We start from the raw sequence: 14,381 nt of genomic DNA on the forward strand, positions 1-14,381 counted from the left end.
CGCACAAGACTCCCGTGCCGTTGAGGGAGGTGTTCGAAGTCTCAACCCATCGGCGCAGGAGCCCTGTTGGTCCCTCATCCTGCCGCACTCGACCTGCCCCATGCGTTCATCGAGTGGATCACCATGCTCGGTGCTGTGGCTGTCTTCGGCCCTGCCGGGGCACTGCCACGACCTGACCGCGGCCCGCGCCCACTGGATCATCAGGATCTGCGAGCCCCAAGGAGTGCCGATCCTCGCCGATCGCGCCTACATCGGTGCCGGCGCGTGGGTGACCACACCGGCCAGACGGCCTGCGGGAGGCGAACTGACGCTCACCCAACAGACCGTCAACCGGGCGCTGTCGAGGGCGCGGGCCCCGAGTTGAGCGCGGCATCGCACGCCTGAAGTCCTGGCGCATCTTCCGCCGATCCCGATGCAGCCCGAATCGAATGACGTCAATCGGCGCAGCTATGCTCACCCTGGAGCGGCAACGCCGAAAGACCTCAATGACTCTTACCGCCACGGGCGTCCCAGACCCGTACTCAACAGCTGTGGACTATCCGTGGACTCGTCCAGCCCGGACAACCGTGCGCAGGGCGATGACCTGCAGGAGTGCGTAGGAGCCAAAAGGCCTCCGGAGCCGTGTGCCACTGCGCCTATCCGGCGAAGGACGACACCCGGCAGCGTGGCTGAGGCCGGTGGGGGTGCAGCGAGGCACACGCGCGCCTGGTCGTTCGGCGCACCCGCCGTCGTGGCTCACTGTCGTCGGCTGAGGTCTAGACGGTCGCGGAAGGGTGCGTCTCTGCATCGGTGCGCGGCATGTCAGCAGAGGCCGGCATCACGCGACGGGGAGGGGAGCCCAGGTTGGTGATCGGGCTCCCCTCCCTACGTGGAAGGGCTGTCATTGGAAGGCGCCGTTTCGCGACCGCTTCTTCAGATGCAGTGCGGTTCGCTCACCGCCAGGAGGTGACCGCGGCTGTTGGCGACGCGGAGGACGTCCCGCAGAGCTCCGGTCAGTTCCTGCGCCAACCGTTGCACCTCCTCCGGGTCCGTGTCCTGGTCGGTGAGGGTCTCGGAGGCCTGTTCCAGCAGTTCGGCCGCCGTACCGAGTTGGGCCGCTTCGATGTTGTCCGCGAGGCGGGACATGTAGCCGGCCCGGTCGTCGGTGCTCAGGTAGCAGGGCTTTCCCTCGGGGCCCGACCACGGAAGAAATCGCAGCTCGTTTCGTGCCGTCATCCTTGCGTCTGCCTCTCATCGATCACGTGGTGGGTGGTGAAGACCGCGTCGACGCGATCCCCCGAGAAAACCAAGAGCGCGGCTTCGACGACCCGCCCAGCGGAGTCGGTCGCGATGCGTGTGATCGCCAGAACTGCCCCAGTGGAGCCGATCCGGAGCGCGGACGCTTCGTCCGGGGTCGGTGGGCGAGCGCATACCGTCTCCCGGACAGCGGCCGGCGGCGGACCGGTGACCGCGAATCTCGTGACCGTCTCTCGGCACGAGGACGCATCGTCGAGCACTCCGGCCGGTGCCAGGTCGCGCGGCACGTAGATGCGTGCCAGCCCGTGCGGTGACTCCCCTTCGAGGCTGACGCAGGAGAACTCGGCGAGGGGGCTACCCGTCGGCACCTTCAGCAGAGTCGTCAGATGCCCGTGGGCCCGAACTGTGGCGGTGCGAACGGTGACGCTCAGGGCCGGCTCAGCGGCGGTCCACGGGTCCAGCGTCCCCCAGCCGCCGACGTAAAAGATCTTGCGGAGGGGGCGCCGGACGAAGTTGCCCTTGCCGTGGATCTTCTCGACGAGACCTTCCCCCTGGAGCACCGCGAGAGCACCGCGCAGCGTCGCCGTGCTGACCTTGTACCGGTCGGCCAGGCCGGCTTCGGAGAGGAGGCGTTCGCCGGGCTGGATTCTGCCGGTCATGATCTGGGACCGGAGGTCGTCGGCGATGGCGTGCCGGAGAGAAGGCACGGACCCGGTCACCGCCTTCTCAGCAATCGCACGGCAACGAGCCGGGTCCGCGTGTGTATGGTCAGCAGCTCTCCCGACTCAAAAAGGATCTGCTTGGCGCCTTGCGGGAGTTGGAAGAGGTTGCTCACCCGGCAGGCCTGGCCACCGACTTGGATGATGTCGCCGCGCTGCACGGTGTTCGCGGTGACCTCGATGTTGGAGACCAGTGCGCCTCCGGGAGTCCGGTTGCTCACCGCTGCACCTCCGCAGGCGCCGAGTGGCACGGGCAGCTGCACGCCTCGTAGATCAGCGGCAGGTCGACCGGCGCCGAGGCCGGAGGGGACTCCGAGCAGGCGAGGTGCGTACCGATCGAGCAGGCGGTAGAGCGGTAGGGGACGACCGAGGTGTCCGTGATGTGCGGCTGTTGGCGAGGAGGCATCAGCGGACCCCCGCGAGGCTCGACCAGACTGCGGCCGGCGGATGGGGAGCTACGACCACCGCAGGCGTCCGCACGCGCGTCTCCCAGGCCAGCACGTATGGGCGGACGAGCGCGTTGTCCTCACCCGTGAGCGAGTGTTCGTGGTCCGCACTGGCGGGAGCCCGCCCCAGGACGACGGTCGACGCATCTGCAGGCGCAAGGGAAACGGCCGACGGCCGAACGGGGGTCAAGGGGCGGCGGTGCCTGCCCTTGGGGATGTACCGCGCTCTGGTGAGCGAGACGGCACGGCGGATACGGTTGAGCACGCTATTCAGCTCCTATCGCTGATGGCTCGGTCCCCCGACATCGCCCGTCGTGGGGACCGCTTTGCGTACGACCGCCCAGAGGGTGCGGCCGTTCAGGCTGGTGGCGAGGAGACCGAAACGGTCGGCCTCGGCCACCACGTCCAGGACCTCCCGCCATGACTCGGCGGAGAGCGCTTCCGGTACCTCCGCTTCCACCGACGTGTGCCGGGGGTGTTCCTCCACTCGCGTGAGCAGCCCGAGGGCGGACAGCCGGGCGGCGATGGCCGCCGCGCTAACTCCCGAAGCGGGCACAGGGCAGCCTCCGTCACCAGCGATCACTTTGAGTAAAGCTAGTTAACTAGATTAGAGCTAGTGGACTAGATTTTCCATATGCCTGAGCAGCCGCCCTATCTCCGCATCGCCGACGAACTCCGGCGGCGGATCGTGGAGCACGTGTGGGAGCCGGGAGACCGCCTGCCCTCCCGCACCCAGATCGGCCAGGAGTGCGGCGTGGGCGAGAACGTGGTCCGCCGGGCACAGGAGTTGCTGATCTCCCAGGGCGTGTTGGAGGGCCGGGCCGGTTCGGGCACGTACGTCGCCGAGCCCCGGCAGCGGGTGCGGGTCGTCCGGTCGTCGGCACGGGAACAGCCCAGCGGTTCGCCGTTCCGGGCGGACATGAAGGCACTCGGCAGGCAGGGCGATTGGGAGAGCCGGACAGACGCCAAAGTGCCGGCTCCGGCGGAGATCGCAGCGCGGCTCGGGATCGCCGAAGGCGAGCTGTGCGTCCGGACGACGTACGAGTTCCTGGCGGACGGCAGGCCGGTTCAGCTGTCGACGAGTTGGGAGCCGTACGACCTCACCGCGGGCTCTCTCGTCGTCCTCCCCGAAGGCGGTCCCCACGCGGGCACGGGGGTCGTGAACCGCATGGCCGCGATCGGGGTCACCGTCAGCCATGCCGTGGAGCAGCCGGAGCCGAGGCAGGCGACCGCCGAGGAGGCTTCACTACTCGGCATCCAGAAAGCCGCGCTCGTGACGCACATCCGGCGGACGTACTACAGCGACGACGGCCAGCCCGTGGAGACGGCGGACATCGTCGTGCCTGCCGCTCACTGCGAGATCGTCTACGAGATCCCAATCAACCGGTGAGCGTGCCGTTTTCAGCAGTGCCTCCCACGGAGGACTGTGTCAGCCTGATAGGCCAGGCCTTTTGTGATCTTGTGGGATGGATGGGAGGAGAGACAGATGCCGCGCCGCAGAGGGACCCGCAAGGTTCCCGCAGCCGTGACTGCGACTGTGCGTGAGTGGAGGGACGAGGAGGGGTGGGGTGTGCTCGACTCGCCCGAGACTCCCGGAGGATGCTTCGGTCACTTCGCCGACATTCAGGCGCCCGGCTTTCGCACGCTGTCACCCGGACAACAGGTCGATCTCGTCTGGGAAGCACCCGGCTTCAAGCAGGACGGGTACGACTACCGCGCAGTGAGCATCATCCCCAGGCCGGTCTGACATCCACACCTGACATCAACGGCCGCGAACGCTGCCGCACCGAAGCGGCCACGGCCGGACCGACGACGAGCCGTTCAAAGCCGTTTCAGCACCCTGCACCGCACGGTGATCGAACTCCTAAAGCGGTGCTCAGCTCGGCGCAACGGCGCGGAGCCCCCGGGGATGCGCCGGCGGCGATCACGGAGCCGAGTTGCGCTGTGTGATGATGCGCAAAAGATGACCGGCCCCGTGGAGGGACCGGGTACGGGAGAAGGGAACGGGGGCCGTCGTGGGCAAGGGTGGGGAGTCCATACCGGACGAGGAGTGGGAGCGCTTCCTTCGTGAAGCCGAAGCGGGGACCAAGGACGCGCCCGAGGAGCCGTCGGCGCGGGCCCGCATGGTGGCGGGGCGGCTACGGGAGGGGACCGGCCGGCCGGAGCCGTGGCGGAGTCACCAACCGGCCCGGCGGCAGGGCGGTAAGGGCTGGTACGCCATCGGTCTGCTGGTCGCTGTCGCCGTGTTGGTCGTGGCGCTGGCTCCGGGGCGGGTGGCTGAATGGTTCGGAGGCGGAGGTGGCGAGAGCACTCCGCTCGCCGTGGAGTCGGAACGTCCGGATCAACCGCCGCCGGCGGAAGCGGCGGCCCAACCTCCCACCGTGGAGCAGCCGTTCAGAGGTTCGCCCGCGGCGCAGTGGGGTGACGGGACGGCTGGGATCGGCCTGCCTGAGGCACGGGCGACCGGCTGGATGAGCAAGGGTCAGGTCGCGCACGCGCTTGAGGAGACCCGGGACTTCCTCGCCGCGTCCAGTCTGGATCCTGGTGTGCTGCGCGGGGAGCGCCCGAAGAAGGCGATCGCGTTGATCAATCCTCATCAGCAGGATGTCCAGGACTACCTGACGACCGCGTTCCGTGCGCCCAGCCGCGAGAACGATCCTCTGCTGCTGTTCAGCCGGTTCGAGAAGACGAAGGTCCGGCCTGTCGGGGATGTGGTCAAGACACGGGGGCGGATCACGTACCGAGAAGGTAAGCGCGGTGCGGTCGAGGTGACCACCGATGTCACATACGTATATCCGGTCGTACGCGCCGCAGCGGGAAGCGACGAAGTCGCGCGCACCATCGTGCGCCGCGAGGTCGTGATGAGTTGGGACGACCCGGCGAAGATCGTCATCGAGCCGGGTACGTTCTCCCTCGTCTCCTACAAGGTGGACACCACCAACGGTGGCTGCGATACCTTCACCGGCTACCTCACCCCCGAGTTCAGCGCAGAGCGCGCGACTTCGTCCCCGGGAGACGGCGCGGAGGTCGACCCGTACGACCGGAGCAAATCGATGGAAACGCGCATGCGGGAGGCCGGCGATGCGGGGTGCGGGACTGCCACACGGTCGTGAGGCGGCAGTCCCGCAGGAATCAGAATGGTGGTCAGCGCGGAGAATCTCTTGATCCGCAGGCTCTTCGGGCCGAGCCGGACGATGCCCGCCGGGGCACTGAGAGCCGACATGGTTCGCTCCCCCTTCTCCTAGGCTTCCCGGGCTTCGGTCATCCGCGCGGGATAGCGGACCTCGGACACCAGTCCCGCCCGGTCCAGGAGACCGATGACCCCGCCGGTGATGTCGATCTGCCACCAGCGGTGCCGGTTGTGCGCCAGCGACGGCTGCGAGTGGTGGTGCTTGTGCCAGGACCCGCCCACCGAGACCGGTGCGAGCACGGCGAGGTTCTGGCTGGAGTCCCGGGTCTCGTAGGGGCGGCGGCCCAGCGTGTGCCCCAGCGAGTTGACCGTCCACGTCACATGGTCGAGGACGAACATGCGGGCGAACCCGCCCCACAGCAGTCCGCCGAGCGCGTCCACCGGCCGGCCGGTCACCGCCCAGCCCAACCCTGCCGGCAGGGCCAGGCCCAGGGCGATCCACCAGGCGTAGTGGCGATCGATCGTGACGACGTGGCGATTGCGGAGCAGATCGGGGACGAGCTTGGCCCAGCCCTCCCGCCGGACCGTGAACAGCCACCCGACGTGGCCGTGCCACAGGCCGCGCAGGACGGCCAGCCGTCCCTCGCCCCGCGGGCGCGGCGAGTGCGGATCGCCGTCCCGGTCGGCGAAGGCGTGGTGCTTGCGGTGCACCGACACCCAGAACATGATCGGCCCCTGTGCCGCCATACTGCCCGCGACGCCCCACAGGTGGGTCAGAACCGGGCCGGCGGAGAACGAGCGGTGGGAGAAGAACCGGTGCAGCCCGCCCTCGACTCCCAGTGAGGTGACGAGGTACATGCCGAGGAACAGGGTGAAGTGCAGCCATGACCAGCCGTGGTGGGCGGTGAAGACGATCGCGGCCACGAAGCCGAGAGTGGATCCGCCGGAGGTTGGTAGCTGGTCGGCAAGGAGTGCACACGAGGACCGGATTAGCTCGATCGTGTGATCGTCCGCCTGCGGGCTTGCGGTGCCCTGGGCTGATCGGGCTATCGGGCTGACGTGGTGGTGCGACCTGGGACGCCGGGTACGGCGTCAGCGTGCGGGGCCCCTGCTCCACCGGAGGATGGTTCAGGGCCTTCCCGTCGCCTCTGGCCGTACCCAACTGGCCAGGTCGTGAGGGAACTGGCCTCCCGGGCCCGGACCACGCACAGGATGCGTGTCGCCACCCGGGGTCGAGAACGCCGGGGACCAGCTCGCCCAAGACCGTTCGGGGCGCGCGGCTGAACGGGACTCGCTCCCGCTCCGTCCCTAGGAACGGTAGATGTTCCGGCCGGCTACCACGAGCAGGGCGCTGATCCGGCCGGTGACGAACAGTTCGCCAGCGCGCATATAGCCGAGGTCGCCGGTCCGCAGATTCGTGTGCGGACCGGCGACCGGCGCGGTCGGCGGGCGTCTCGCCGAATGTCGTAGCGGTCAGCTCGGGTCTGCGGTGGTAGTCGGCGGCGACGTTGGGGCCGCGTACCCAGATCTCTCCGACCTCGCCGTCCGGCAGCTCCCGGCCGGAGTCCGGATCGACGACCAGCAGTTCGTGGCCCTCCGCCGCGGCCCCGCAACCGACAAGGGGCACCGAGTCGCTTGTATCGCCCGCCGCGCCCACCACCCGGCCGCGCGACAGTTCCTGCCGGTCCGCCTACTCGACGCGTACGGCCGTCCCGGGCGCCTTGGCCGTCACGAACAGCGTGGCCTCGGCGAGTCCCTAACACGAGATCAGGGTCTGCTCGCGGTAGCCCAGGGGGTTCGTACCGCTTGCGGAAGGCGTCCAAGGTGTCGAGCACAACCGGCTCGGAGCCGCAGAAGACGTGCCGGAGCGACGACAGGTCCACGCCGGCCAGATCGTCGTCGTCCACGGTGTCGGCGCAGAGCTGGAAGGCGAAGTTCGGCGCGACGGTGATGGTCACCCGGTGTTCGGTGATCGCCTGGAGCCAGCGAGCGGGCTGCTGGACGAAGTGCTCCGGTGTCATCATCAGCAGCGGCCAGCCGCCGTGCAGCGCCAGCATGATGGTCCCGATGAGTCCCATGTCGTGATAAGGCGGTAACCAGGTCAACCCGACTCGATCGTCCTCCGCGCCGATGTGTCTGCCGATGGCGTGGCAGTTGCTCATCAGGTTGGCGTGCGTCAGCTCCACGCCCTTCGGGTCGCCCGTCGAGCCGGAGGAGTACTGGATCAGCGCCGTGTCCGTCGGCCGCACCGGATCGTCGGCCGCCTTCGAAGGAAGTTCGTCGTCCAGGTCCAGTGGGATCAGCCCCGGCAGCACGTCTCCACCAGCCGCCATCCCGGTGAATCGTCGCTCATGGCGGGGTTCGGCCAGGATCGCCCCCGGCGCGCAGTCGGCCAGGATCGAGCGCAGTCGGGTCACGGCCCGCCGGTTGGTCGGAGGAAATGCCGGGACGGCCGTCGCGCCGACCTGGAGGATGCCCATCAGCCCCGCCACGAACCTCAGTCCGGGCTGACCGGCCAGCACCACGCGGTCGCCACTGTGTCCTGCGGACCTCAACCGCGCAGCCACGGCGTCGGAGTTCCGCTTCAGATCGCCGTAGGTCCACGACTCGATGTGGTTGCTCGTGCCATCGGGCAGGACGCGGAACGCCGGGTGGTGGGGCGTGCATCGTGCGCGGACATCGAGGATGCCGGTGAGTGTCGCGTCCGGCCGGGACAGGTACCGCGCGATCTGCGAGGACGCTCGATCCCGCTGACGTGTCGCGGCCTCCTGCTCCACCGAACCCCCTTCCGAAGCCGCCGGGTCGGGCGCTCCCACGACAGAAGACAGTCGTCGATCAGGTGAGGCCGACACTGTAACTTCTTCAACTTCCGCCTGACTACAGGGGATCGGGGGGCTCGTCAGCCGAGGCCGGGGCGGCGGGCCAGGGCCGGGGCCGGGGTCGGGGTCGGGGTCGGGCCGAAGGAGTGGCGGTAGGCGGTCGGGGTCACCCCCACCTGGAGGGTGAAGTGGCGGCGCAGGTTGGAGGCCGTGCCCAGGCCGCTGAGTTCGCTGACCCGTTCGATGGGGAGGTCCGTCGTCTCCAGCAGGGTCTGGGCGTGTGCGAGGCGGCGGTTGAGGAGCCACTTGAGGGGCGTCATCCCGGTGGCGGCCTGGAGGCGGCGGAAGAAGGTGCGGGTGCTCAGGCCCGCCTTTCTCGCCATGTCGTCGACCGTCAGGGGCTGGTCGAGGTTGCGGGCGGCCCAGTCCAGGACGGGGCCGAGGCTGTCGTCGTCGGTGACCGGCACGGAGAGGTCCACGAACTGGGCTTGTCCGCCCGGACGGTGGCCGGAGACCACCAGGCGTCGGGCCACTTGGTTGGCCACATGGGCGCCGAGGTCGCGGCGTACGAGATGCAGGCACAGGTCCATTCCGGCCGTCATGCCGGCGCTGGTGAGGACCTGGCCCTCGTCGACGTAGAGGACCGAGTCGTCCACCTCCACCTTGGGGTAACGCCTGGCCAGGTCGGCCGTGTTCAGCCAGTGCGCGGTGGCCCTGCGGCCGTCGAGGAGTCCGGCCTCCGCCAGTGCGAACGCTCCGGTGCACAGGGACACCATGCGGGCGCCGGCGTCGTGCGCCCGGCGCAGGGCGTCGACGTACTCGGGTGGGAGCGGCTCGCCCCGCGAGGCGACGGCGTCCGGGACCGAGGGGACGATCACCGTGTCGGCGGTGACCAGGTCCTCCATCCCATGTGCGGTCCGCACGGAGAATCCTCGCGCCCCCGGACCACCGGACGACTCACCGGAGAGCGTGCACAGCCTCACCTCGTACCAGGGGTCCGCCAGGTCCGGTAGGGGGTCGCCGAACACCGCGAACGCGATGGCCGCCTCGTAGATCTCGCATGCCTGCATGTTCGTGTCGTTGATCAGGGCGATGGCGACGGACCCGGGGTTCATGGACCCGAGGCTACGGCAGGAATTTTGCGAAGGTCGGCATTTCTGCCACTGTCAGCCGCCCTTTCCCCGGTGCGATCGTTCGGTGAACGGGGGATCACCGCCGCGCACGCGGCCAGAAACGAGCCAATGAACAGGGGTTTCTCATGTCGTACGTCAATGCCGCCGACCGCGCGCCGGTCACCGTCGTCGGGCTGGGGCTCATGGGGCAGGCCTTGGCCGGCGCCTTACTCGACGCGGGGCATCCCACCACCGTGTGGAACCGGACCGCCGGGAAGGCCGACCGGCTCGTCGAACGGGGTGCTGTCCTCGCCCCTTCCGTCGGGGACGCGGTCGCCGCCGGTCCGCTGGTGATCGTCTGTGTCACGGACTATGCCGTTGTGCGCGAGTTGTTCGAGCCCTTGGGCGGTGTGCTCGACGGCAAGGTCGTGGTGAACCTGACCACGGGTACGTCGGCGCAGGCCCGGGAGACCGCCGAGTGGGTGACCCGGTCGGGGGGCGCCGGTTATCTCGACGGGGCCGTCATGGCCGTTCCCGCGGACATCGCCACGGACGCCGCCGTCCTGCTGTACAGCGGGCCGAAGGAGCACTTCGCCGAGCACGAGGCGACGCTGCGCGCGCTGGGCGGGGCGGGCACCACCTATCTGGACACCGACCACGGTCTGTCGGCGCTCTACGACCTGTCGCTGCTGGGCATCATGTGGGGCATCCTGAACGGCTTCCTGCAAGGTGCCGCCCTGCTGGGCACCGCGCAGGTGAAGGCCACCACGTTCGCGCCGCTCGCCAACACGATGATCAACGTCGTCACCGAGTACGTGAGTGCGTACGCGCCGCAGATCGACGCGGGCGAGTACCCGGCCGGTGACGCCACCATGACCGTGCATCAGGAGGCGATGGCCCACCTGGTCGAGGAGAGCGAGACCCTCGGCGTCAACGCCGAACTGCCCCGGTTCCTCAAGGTCCTCGTCGACCGGGCGGTGACCGCCGGGCATGCCGGCAGCGGCTACGCGGCGCTGATCGAGCAGTTCCGCGCGGGAACGTCCGGCTGACGGGGGCGGGCCGACCGATGGCCCGCCCACGTCGGCGCGGCCGTCAGGCCGTGCGGGTCGGCAGCAGATCACGGATCAGGTCGGTCACTTCGCTCGCGTGGTCGTTGAGGAAGAAGTGGCCTCCCGCGAACACGTGCGACCGGCAGTCGCCCGAGGTGTGGTTCTGCCAGGCCTGTACGTCCTCGACGGGGGCCGCGGAGTCCCGGTCGCCCGTCAGGGTCACCACGGGGCACGACAGGAGGGGGCCCTCGGTGTCCTCGTACGAGGCGAGGGCCCGATAGTCGCCGCGCAGTGCGGGCAGGGCCAGCTCCAGCAGTTCGGGGTCGTCGAAGAACGCGGACTCCGTGCCGCCGAGTCCGCGGACCCGTGCCACCAGTTCGGCGTCGTTGCGCGGCCAGTCCTCGGTGCGCCGCTTGGCCGAGGACGGGGCGCGGCGGCCCGACAGGACGAGGAGGTGGGGTTCGCCGCCGGGCAGGCGGGCGAGGCGTACGGCCACCTCGTACGCGAGCGAGGCGCCCATGCTGTGGCCCAGCAGTGCCCGGGGCCGGTCGCCCGGCGGGCCCAGGGCCTCGACGATCAGGTCGGCCAGCAGGTGCAGGTCCTCGACCGGCGCCTCGCGGAACCGGTCGAGCCGCCCCGGGTACTGCACGGCCAGGACGTCGACGGCGGGGGCGAGTCCGACGGCGAGTGGGCGCCAGTAGCCGGCGGAGCCGCCCGCGTGCGGGAAGCAGACCAGCTCGTAGGCCGCGTCCGCGGCCGTGGTCGAGTGCGGCCGTGTCAGTGCCCGGAAGCGGCGGAACCAGATGTCCTGTCCTTGACTCACGCGCACCGGTCCCGTGACTTCGCGCTCAACTGCTCCTCCATCGCACGTAGTTCGATGACTGCCGATCAGAGAACAACGTATGTCACGGCAGCGGCTGTTCGGTCCAGATGATCTTGCCGTCGGGGGTGTAGCGGGTGCCCCAGCGTTCGGTGAGCTGGGCGACCAGGAAGAGGCCGCGGCCGCCCTCGTCCTCCGTCCTGGCCCGGCGCAGGCGCGGGGAGGTGCCGCTGCCGTCGAAGACCTCGCAGATCAGGGCGCGGTCGCGGAGCAGGCGGAGCTGGACGGGGCCGCTGGCGTGGCGGATGGCGTTGGTGACCAGTTCGTCGGCGACGAGTTCGGTGGTGAAGGCCAGCTCGTCCAGGCCCCAGGCCGCGAGCTGGTCCATGACGGCTTGGCGGGCCCGGGAGACGACCGCCGGGTCGCTCGGCAGCTCCCACTGGGCGACCCGCTCCGCGCCCAGGGCGTGCGTACGGGCGACCAGCAGGGCCACGTCGTCGCTCGGGCGGTCCGGGAGCAGGGCGTCGAGAACCATCTCGCAGGTGTCCTCGGGGGCACGGTCCGCGTGGGCGAGGACGGTACGGAGCTTGTCGAGGCCGGTGTCGATGTCGCGGTGCCGGTCCTCGATCAACCCGTCGGTGTAGAGGACGAGTTGGCTGCCCTCGGCCAGCTTCAGCTCGACCGTCTCGAAGGGCATGCCGCCCAGCCCCAGCGGCGGTCCCGAGGGCAGGTCCACGAAGTCCACCGTGCCGTCCGGGGCGACGACCGCGGGGAGGGGGTGCCCCGCGCGGGTGAGGACGCAGGTCCGGGACACCGGGTCGTAGACGGCGTACAGGCAGGTCGCGCCGACGATGCCGGAGTCCTGGTGGGTGTTCTCCACCGCCCAGCCCTCGCCCCGGTCGAGCCTGCCGACCAGGTCGTCGAGGTGGGTGAGGAGGTCGTCCGGGGGCAGGTCGAGGGAGCAGAAGTTGTGCACGGCGGTGCGCAGGCGGCCCATGGTGGCGGCGGCGTGCAGTCCGTGGCCGACGACGTCGCCGACCACCAGGGCGACCCGGGCGCCGGAGAGGGGAATGACGTCGAACCAGTCGCCGCCCACCCCGGCCTGCGCCGGCAGATAGCGGTAGGCGACCTCGACCGCGCTCTGCTCGGAACGGCCGCGCGGCAGCAGGCTGCGCTGGAGGGCGAGGGCGGTGTTGTGCTCGCGGGTGTAGCGGCGGGCGTTGTCGATGCAGATCGCCGCGCGGCCGACCAGTTCCTGGGCGAGGGAAAGGTCGTCGTCCTCGAAGGGGGCGGGGCGTTCGGCGCGGTAGAAGCTGACGACGCCGAGGGTCACGCCGCGGGCCTTCAGCGGGACCGTGATCAGGGAGTGGATGCCCGCGGCGAGGACCCGTTCGAGACGGGCCGGGTCCTGGGCGAGCCAGCCGCGCGCCTCTGCCAGTACGGGTTCGAGCACCGACTGGCCGGTCTCCCAGCTGCGGGCCTGGGGCGTGGAGGGGACGTACGGGAAGGAGTCGCCGACCTCATACAGATGGGACCCCTTGTGCACGGCCCCCATCGCGACCCGGCGCAGCGGGCTCCCCGCGCCGAGCGGGCCGGGTTCGTCACCCTGCAGCACGCTGTCCGGCAGGTCCACGGCGGCGAAGTCGGCGAACCGGGGGACGGTCACCTCCGCCAGCTCCTCCGCGGTGCGGGTGACGTCGAGGGTGGTGCCGACGCGGACACCGGCGTCGTGCAGCAGCTCCAGGCGTCTGCGGGCCAGGAGGGCGAGGCGGCCTACGCCGGGGTCGCCCACGAGGAGGAGCCAGGAGTCGGTGGAGGTGGGGGTGGGGGTGGGTTCGGTTGTCCCGGGGGCGGGTGGGGTCGCCTCCCGGGTGGGGGTGAGCGGGTGGGAGTGAAGCGGGGCGGGTGGTGCCGTTGTGGGGGCGGCGACGAGGGGCGGGGGTGTGAGTGCCGGGGGAGCCGCCGGGGTGGTCAGTTCGACGTGGCGCAGGTGGGGGCCGCCCAGGACGCGGGCCTCGACGACCACGCCCCGCTCGCCCGCCGCGCCCATGATCGGGCGCCGGAGCAGGTTGGCGATCCGGCCGCCGGAGAGGGCGACCTCGTCGAGGGTTCGGTGCGGTGAGGCGATGAGTTCCTCGGCCTTCTCGCGCAGTACCGCCAGGTCGACGCGGCCGAGGGCCGCCTCGCCGGCCCGTCCGTCGGATGCTGCCCGGCCGCCGTGTCCGACGGTCGGGCCGACCGGAACCGCTCGTCCGGTCGGCCCGTGCTCGGGGGGCTGGCGTGGCCACACGTCGGGGCCGCCGACACCCCGGGCGGCCCTGCGATACGCGGCGAGCAGGGCGCGTTCCCTCTCCGTGGCCTGCTCCAGCAGCTCGGCCTCGATGTCGTGGGCGGCCTCGCGGACCAGCCGCAGCATGGCGGGGTCGCCGTCCTCGCGGAGGCAGGTGAGGTCGAGGATCGCCTCGATGCGGCCGCTGAGCGGGTTGCGGACAGGGGCGCCGGCGCAGGCGAAGGGGGAGAGGCAGTCGGCGAAGTGCTCACGGCCGACGACGTAGATGGGCTGTCGTTCGGCGAGGGCGGTGCCGACGCCGTTGGTGCCGGTGGCGTACTCGGACGCGCAGAAGCCAGGGGCGAAGTTGACGTCGTCGAGGCGGGCCAGCAATCGCCGGTCGCCGCCGCGCCGCTGCACCACGCGGGCCTGGCCGTCGCAGAGCACGATGGCCATGCTGACGGCGGAGAGGGACGAGGTCAGGCGGGTCAGTACCGGGTCGGCGGCGCGGAGGAAGGGGTCCTCCATGGCGAGGTCCGGGGCGTAGGAGACCAGCGGGCGGTGTGGTTCCAGTCCGGCCGAGCGGCAGCGTTTCCAGGAGTCGAGCACCGGGTGGCGGACGTCCGAGCCGACGTGTGCGCCGGCGAGGAAGCGTTCGTGGGCGTCGACCAGACCGCCGATGTCGTCCCAGGCGACAGTCAAGGGGATCACTTCCCTCGGCTGGAGTCGGCCGGGCCCGTCGCGTGCCGCCGCTCGGCTCGCCACCGGGGCGGCCCTCCAA

At 70.4% G+C, this 14,381-nt stretch carries 13 protein-coding genes and 3 pseudogenes; 5 read left to right on the forward strand and 11 right to left on the reverse strand.

Going from position 1 to position 14,381, the window contains the following annotated elements; genetic code table 11:
• Window positions 1–100: 100 nt before the first annotated feature.
• Window positions 101–473, forward strand: a pseudogene (locus SGFS_RS20855) (transposase family protein); the annotation flags it as partial.
• A gap of 439 nt (window positions 474–912) precedes the next feature.
• Here SGFS_RS20855 and SGFS_RS20860 read toward each other — a convergent pair.
• The 5 genes from SGFS_RS20860 to SGFS_RS20880 all read right to left on the reverse strand — a co-directional run bounded on the left by SGFS_RS20860 (window position 913) and on the right by SGFS_RS20880 (window position 2,957).
• A complete protein-coding gene (locus SGFS_RS20860) occupies window positions 913–1,215 on the reverse strand; it encodes a hypothetical protein (protein ID WP_286252360.1) in 303 nt (100 codons plus the stop codon).
• The gene (locus tag SGFS_RS20865) at window positions 1,212–1,955 is read right to left on the reverse strand and encodes a GntR family transcriptional regulator (protein ID WP_286252362.1); all 744 of its coding nucleotides are present in this window, start codon (window positions 1,953–1,955) and stop codon (window positions 1,212–1,214) included. The genes SGFS_RS20860 and SGFS_RS20865 overlap by 4 nt, the downstream gene beginning before the upstream one ends.
• The gene (locus SGFS_RS20870; RefSeq protein ID WP_286252363.1) at window positions 1,952–2,176 is read right to left on the reverse strand and encodes a hypothetical protein; all 225 of its coding nucleotides are present in this window, start codon (window positions 2,174–2,176) and stop codon (window positions 1,952–1,954) included. Before SGFS_RS20870 ends, SGFS_RS20865 begins: the two co-directional genes overlap by 4 nt.
• Window positions 2,173–2,361, reverse strand: coding sequence for a hypothetical protein (locus SGFS_RS20875; protein WP_286252365.1), 189 nt, complete (start codon window positions 2,359–2,361; stop codon window positions 2,173–2,175). Before SGFS_RS20875 ends, SGFS_RS20870 begins: the two co-directional genes overlap by 4 nt.
• Window positions 2,362–2,678: 317 nt before the next feature.
• Window positions 2,679–2,957 carry a hypothetical protein gene (locus SGFS_RS20880; protein WP_286252366.1) on the reverse strand — a complete coding sequence of 93 codons (279 nt, stop codon included), beginning with the start codon at window positions 2,955–2,957 and terminating at the stop codon, window positions 2,679–2,681.
• A gap of 78 nt (window positions 2,958–3,035) precedes the next feature.
• Between SGFS_RS20880 and SGFS_RS20885 the strand changes: the two genes are divergently transcribed.
• From SGFS_RS20885 to SGFS_RS20895, 3 genes are all read left to right on the forward strand, one after another.
• Entirely contained in the window at window positions 3,036–3,791 is a 756-nt protein-coding gene (locus tag SGFS_RS20885; RefSeq protein WP_286252368.1) for a GntR family transcriptional regulator, read from the forward strand.
• A gap of 96 nt (window positions 3,792–3,887) precedes the next feature.
• Complete coding sequence (locus SGFS_RS20890; RefSeq protein ID WP_286252371.1) at window positions 3,888–4,148, forward strand: S1 domain-containing protein; 261 nt, start codon at window positions 3,888–3,890, stop codon at window positions 4,146–4,148.
• Between the two features lie 268 nt (window positions 4,149–4,416).
• Entirely contained in the window at window positions 4,417–5,514 is a 1,098-nt protein-coding gene (locus tag SGFS_RS20895) for a hypothetical protein (RefSeq protein WP_286252373.1), read from the forward strand.
• A gap of 128 nt (window positions 5,515–5,642) precedes the next feature.
• On the opposite strand, the gene SGFS_RS20900 is transcribed toward SGFS_RS20895, so the two are convergent.
• The 4 genes and pseudogenes from SGFS_RS20900 to SGFS_RS20910 form a co-directional block, all read right to left on the reverse strand.
• Window positions 5,643–6,455 carry an acyl-CoA desaturase gene (locus SGFS_RS20900; protein ID WP_286252375.1) on the reverse strand — a complete coding sequence of 271 codons (813 nt, stop codon included), beginning with the start codon at window positions 6,453–6,455 and terminating at the stop codon, window positions 5,643–5,645.
• Between the two features lie 628 nt (window positions 6,456–7,083).
• Window positions 7,084–7,191 (reverse strand): annotated as a pseudogene (locus SGFS_RS51455) (hypothetical protein); the annotation flags it as partial.
• 151 nt (window positions 7,192–7,342) lie between these two features.
• Window positions 7,343–8,383, reverse strand: a pseudogene (locus SGFS_RS20905) (AMP-binding protein); the annotation flags it as partial.
• Between the two features lie 47 nt (window positions 8,384–8,430).
• Entirely contained in the window at window positions 8,431–9,465 is a 1,035-nt protein-coding gene (locus SGFS_RS20910; RefSeq protein ID WP_286252378.1) for a GlxA family transcriptional regulator, read from the reverse strand.
• 143 nt (window positions 9,466–9,608) lie between these two features.
• On the opposite strand from SGFS_RS20910, the gene SGFS_RS20915 reads away from it, so the two are divergent.
• Window positions 9,609–10,511 (forward strand): NAD(P)-dependent oxidoreductase, encoded by a 903-nt coding sequence (locus SGFS_RS20915; RefSeq protein WP_286252379.1) that lies wholly within the window; start codon window positions 9,609–9,611, stop codon window positions 10,509–10,511.
• Window positions 10,512–10,554: 43 nt separating this feature from the next.
• Here the strand turns inward: SGFS_RS20915 and SGFS_RS20920 are convergent, their stop codons facing one another.
• Together SGFS_RS20920 and SGFS_RS20925 are read right to left on the reverse strand one after the other, a co-directional pair.
• Window positions 10,555–11,334, reverse strand: coding sequence for a thioesterase II family protein (locus SGFS_RS20920; protein ID WP_286252381.1), 780 nt, complete (start codon window positions 11,332–11,334; stop codon window positions 10,555–10,557).
• A gap of 82 nt (window positions 11,335–11,416) precedes the next feature.
• On the reverse strand, window positions 11,417–14,302 hold the full coding sequence (locus SGFS_RS20925; RefSeq protein ID WP_286252383.1) for a SpoIIE family protein phosphatase: 2,886 nt from the start codon (window positions 14,300–14,302) through the stop codon (window positions 11,417–11,419).
• Window positions 14,303–14,381: the final 79 nt, after the last annotated feature.

The organism is Streptomyces graminofaciens (assembly GCF_030294945.1).
Classification (GTDB): Bacteria; Actinomycetota; Actinomycetes; order Streptomycetales; family Streptomycetaceae; genus Streptomyces; species Streptomyces graminofaciens.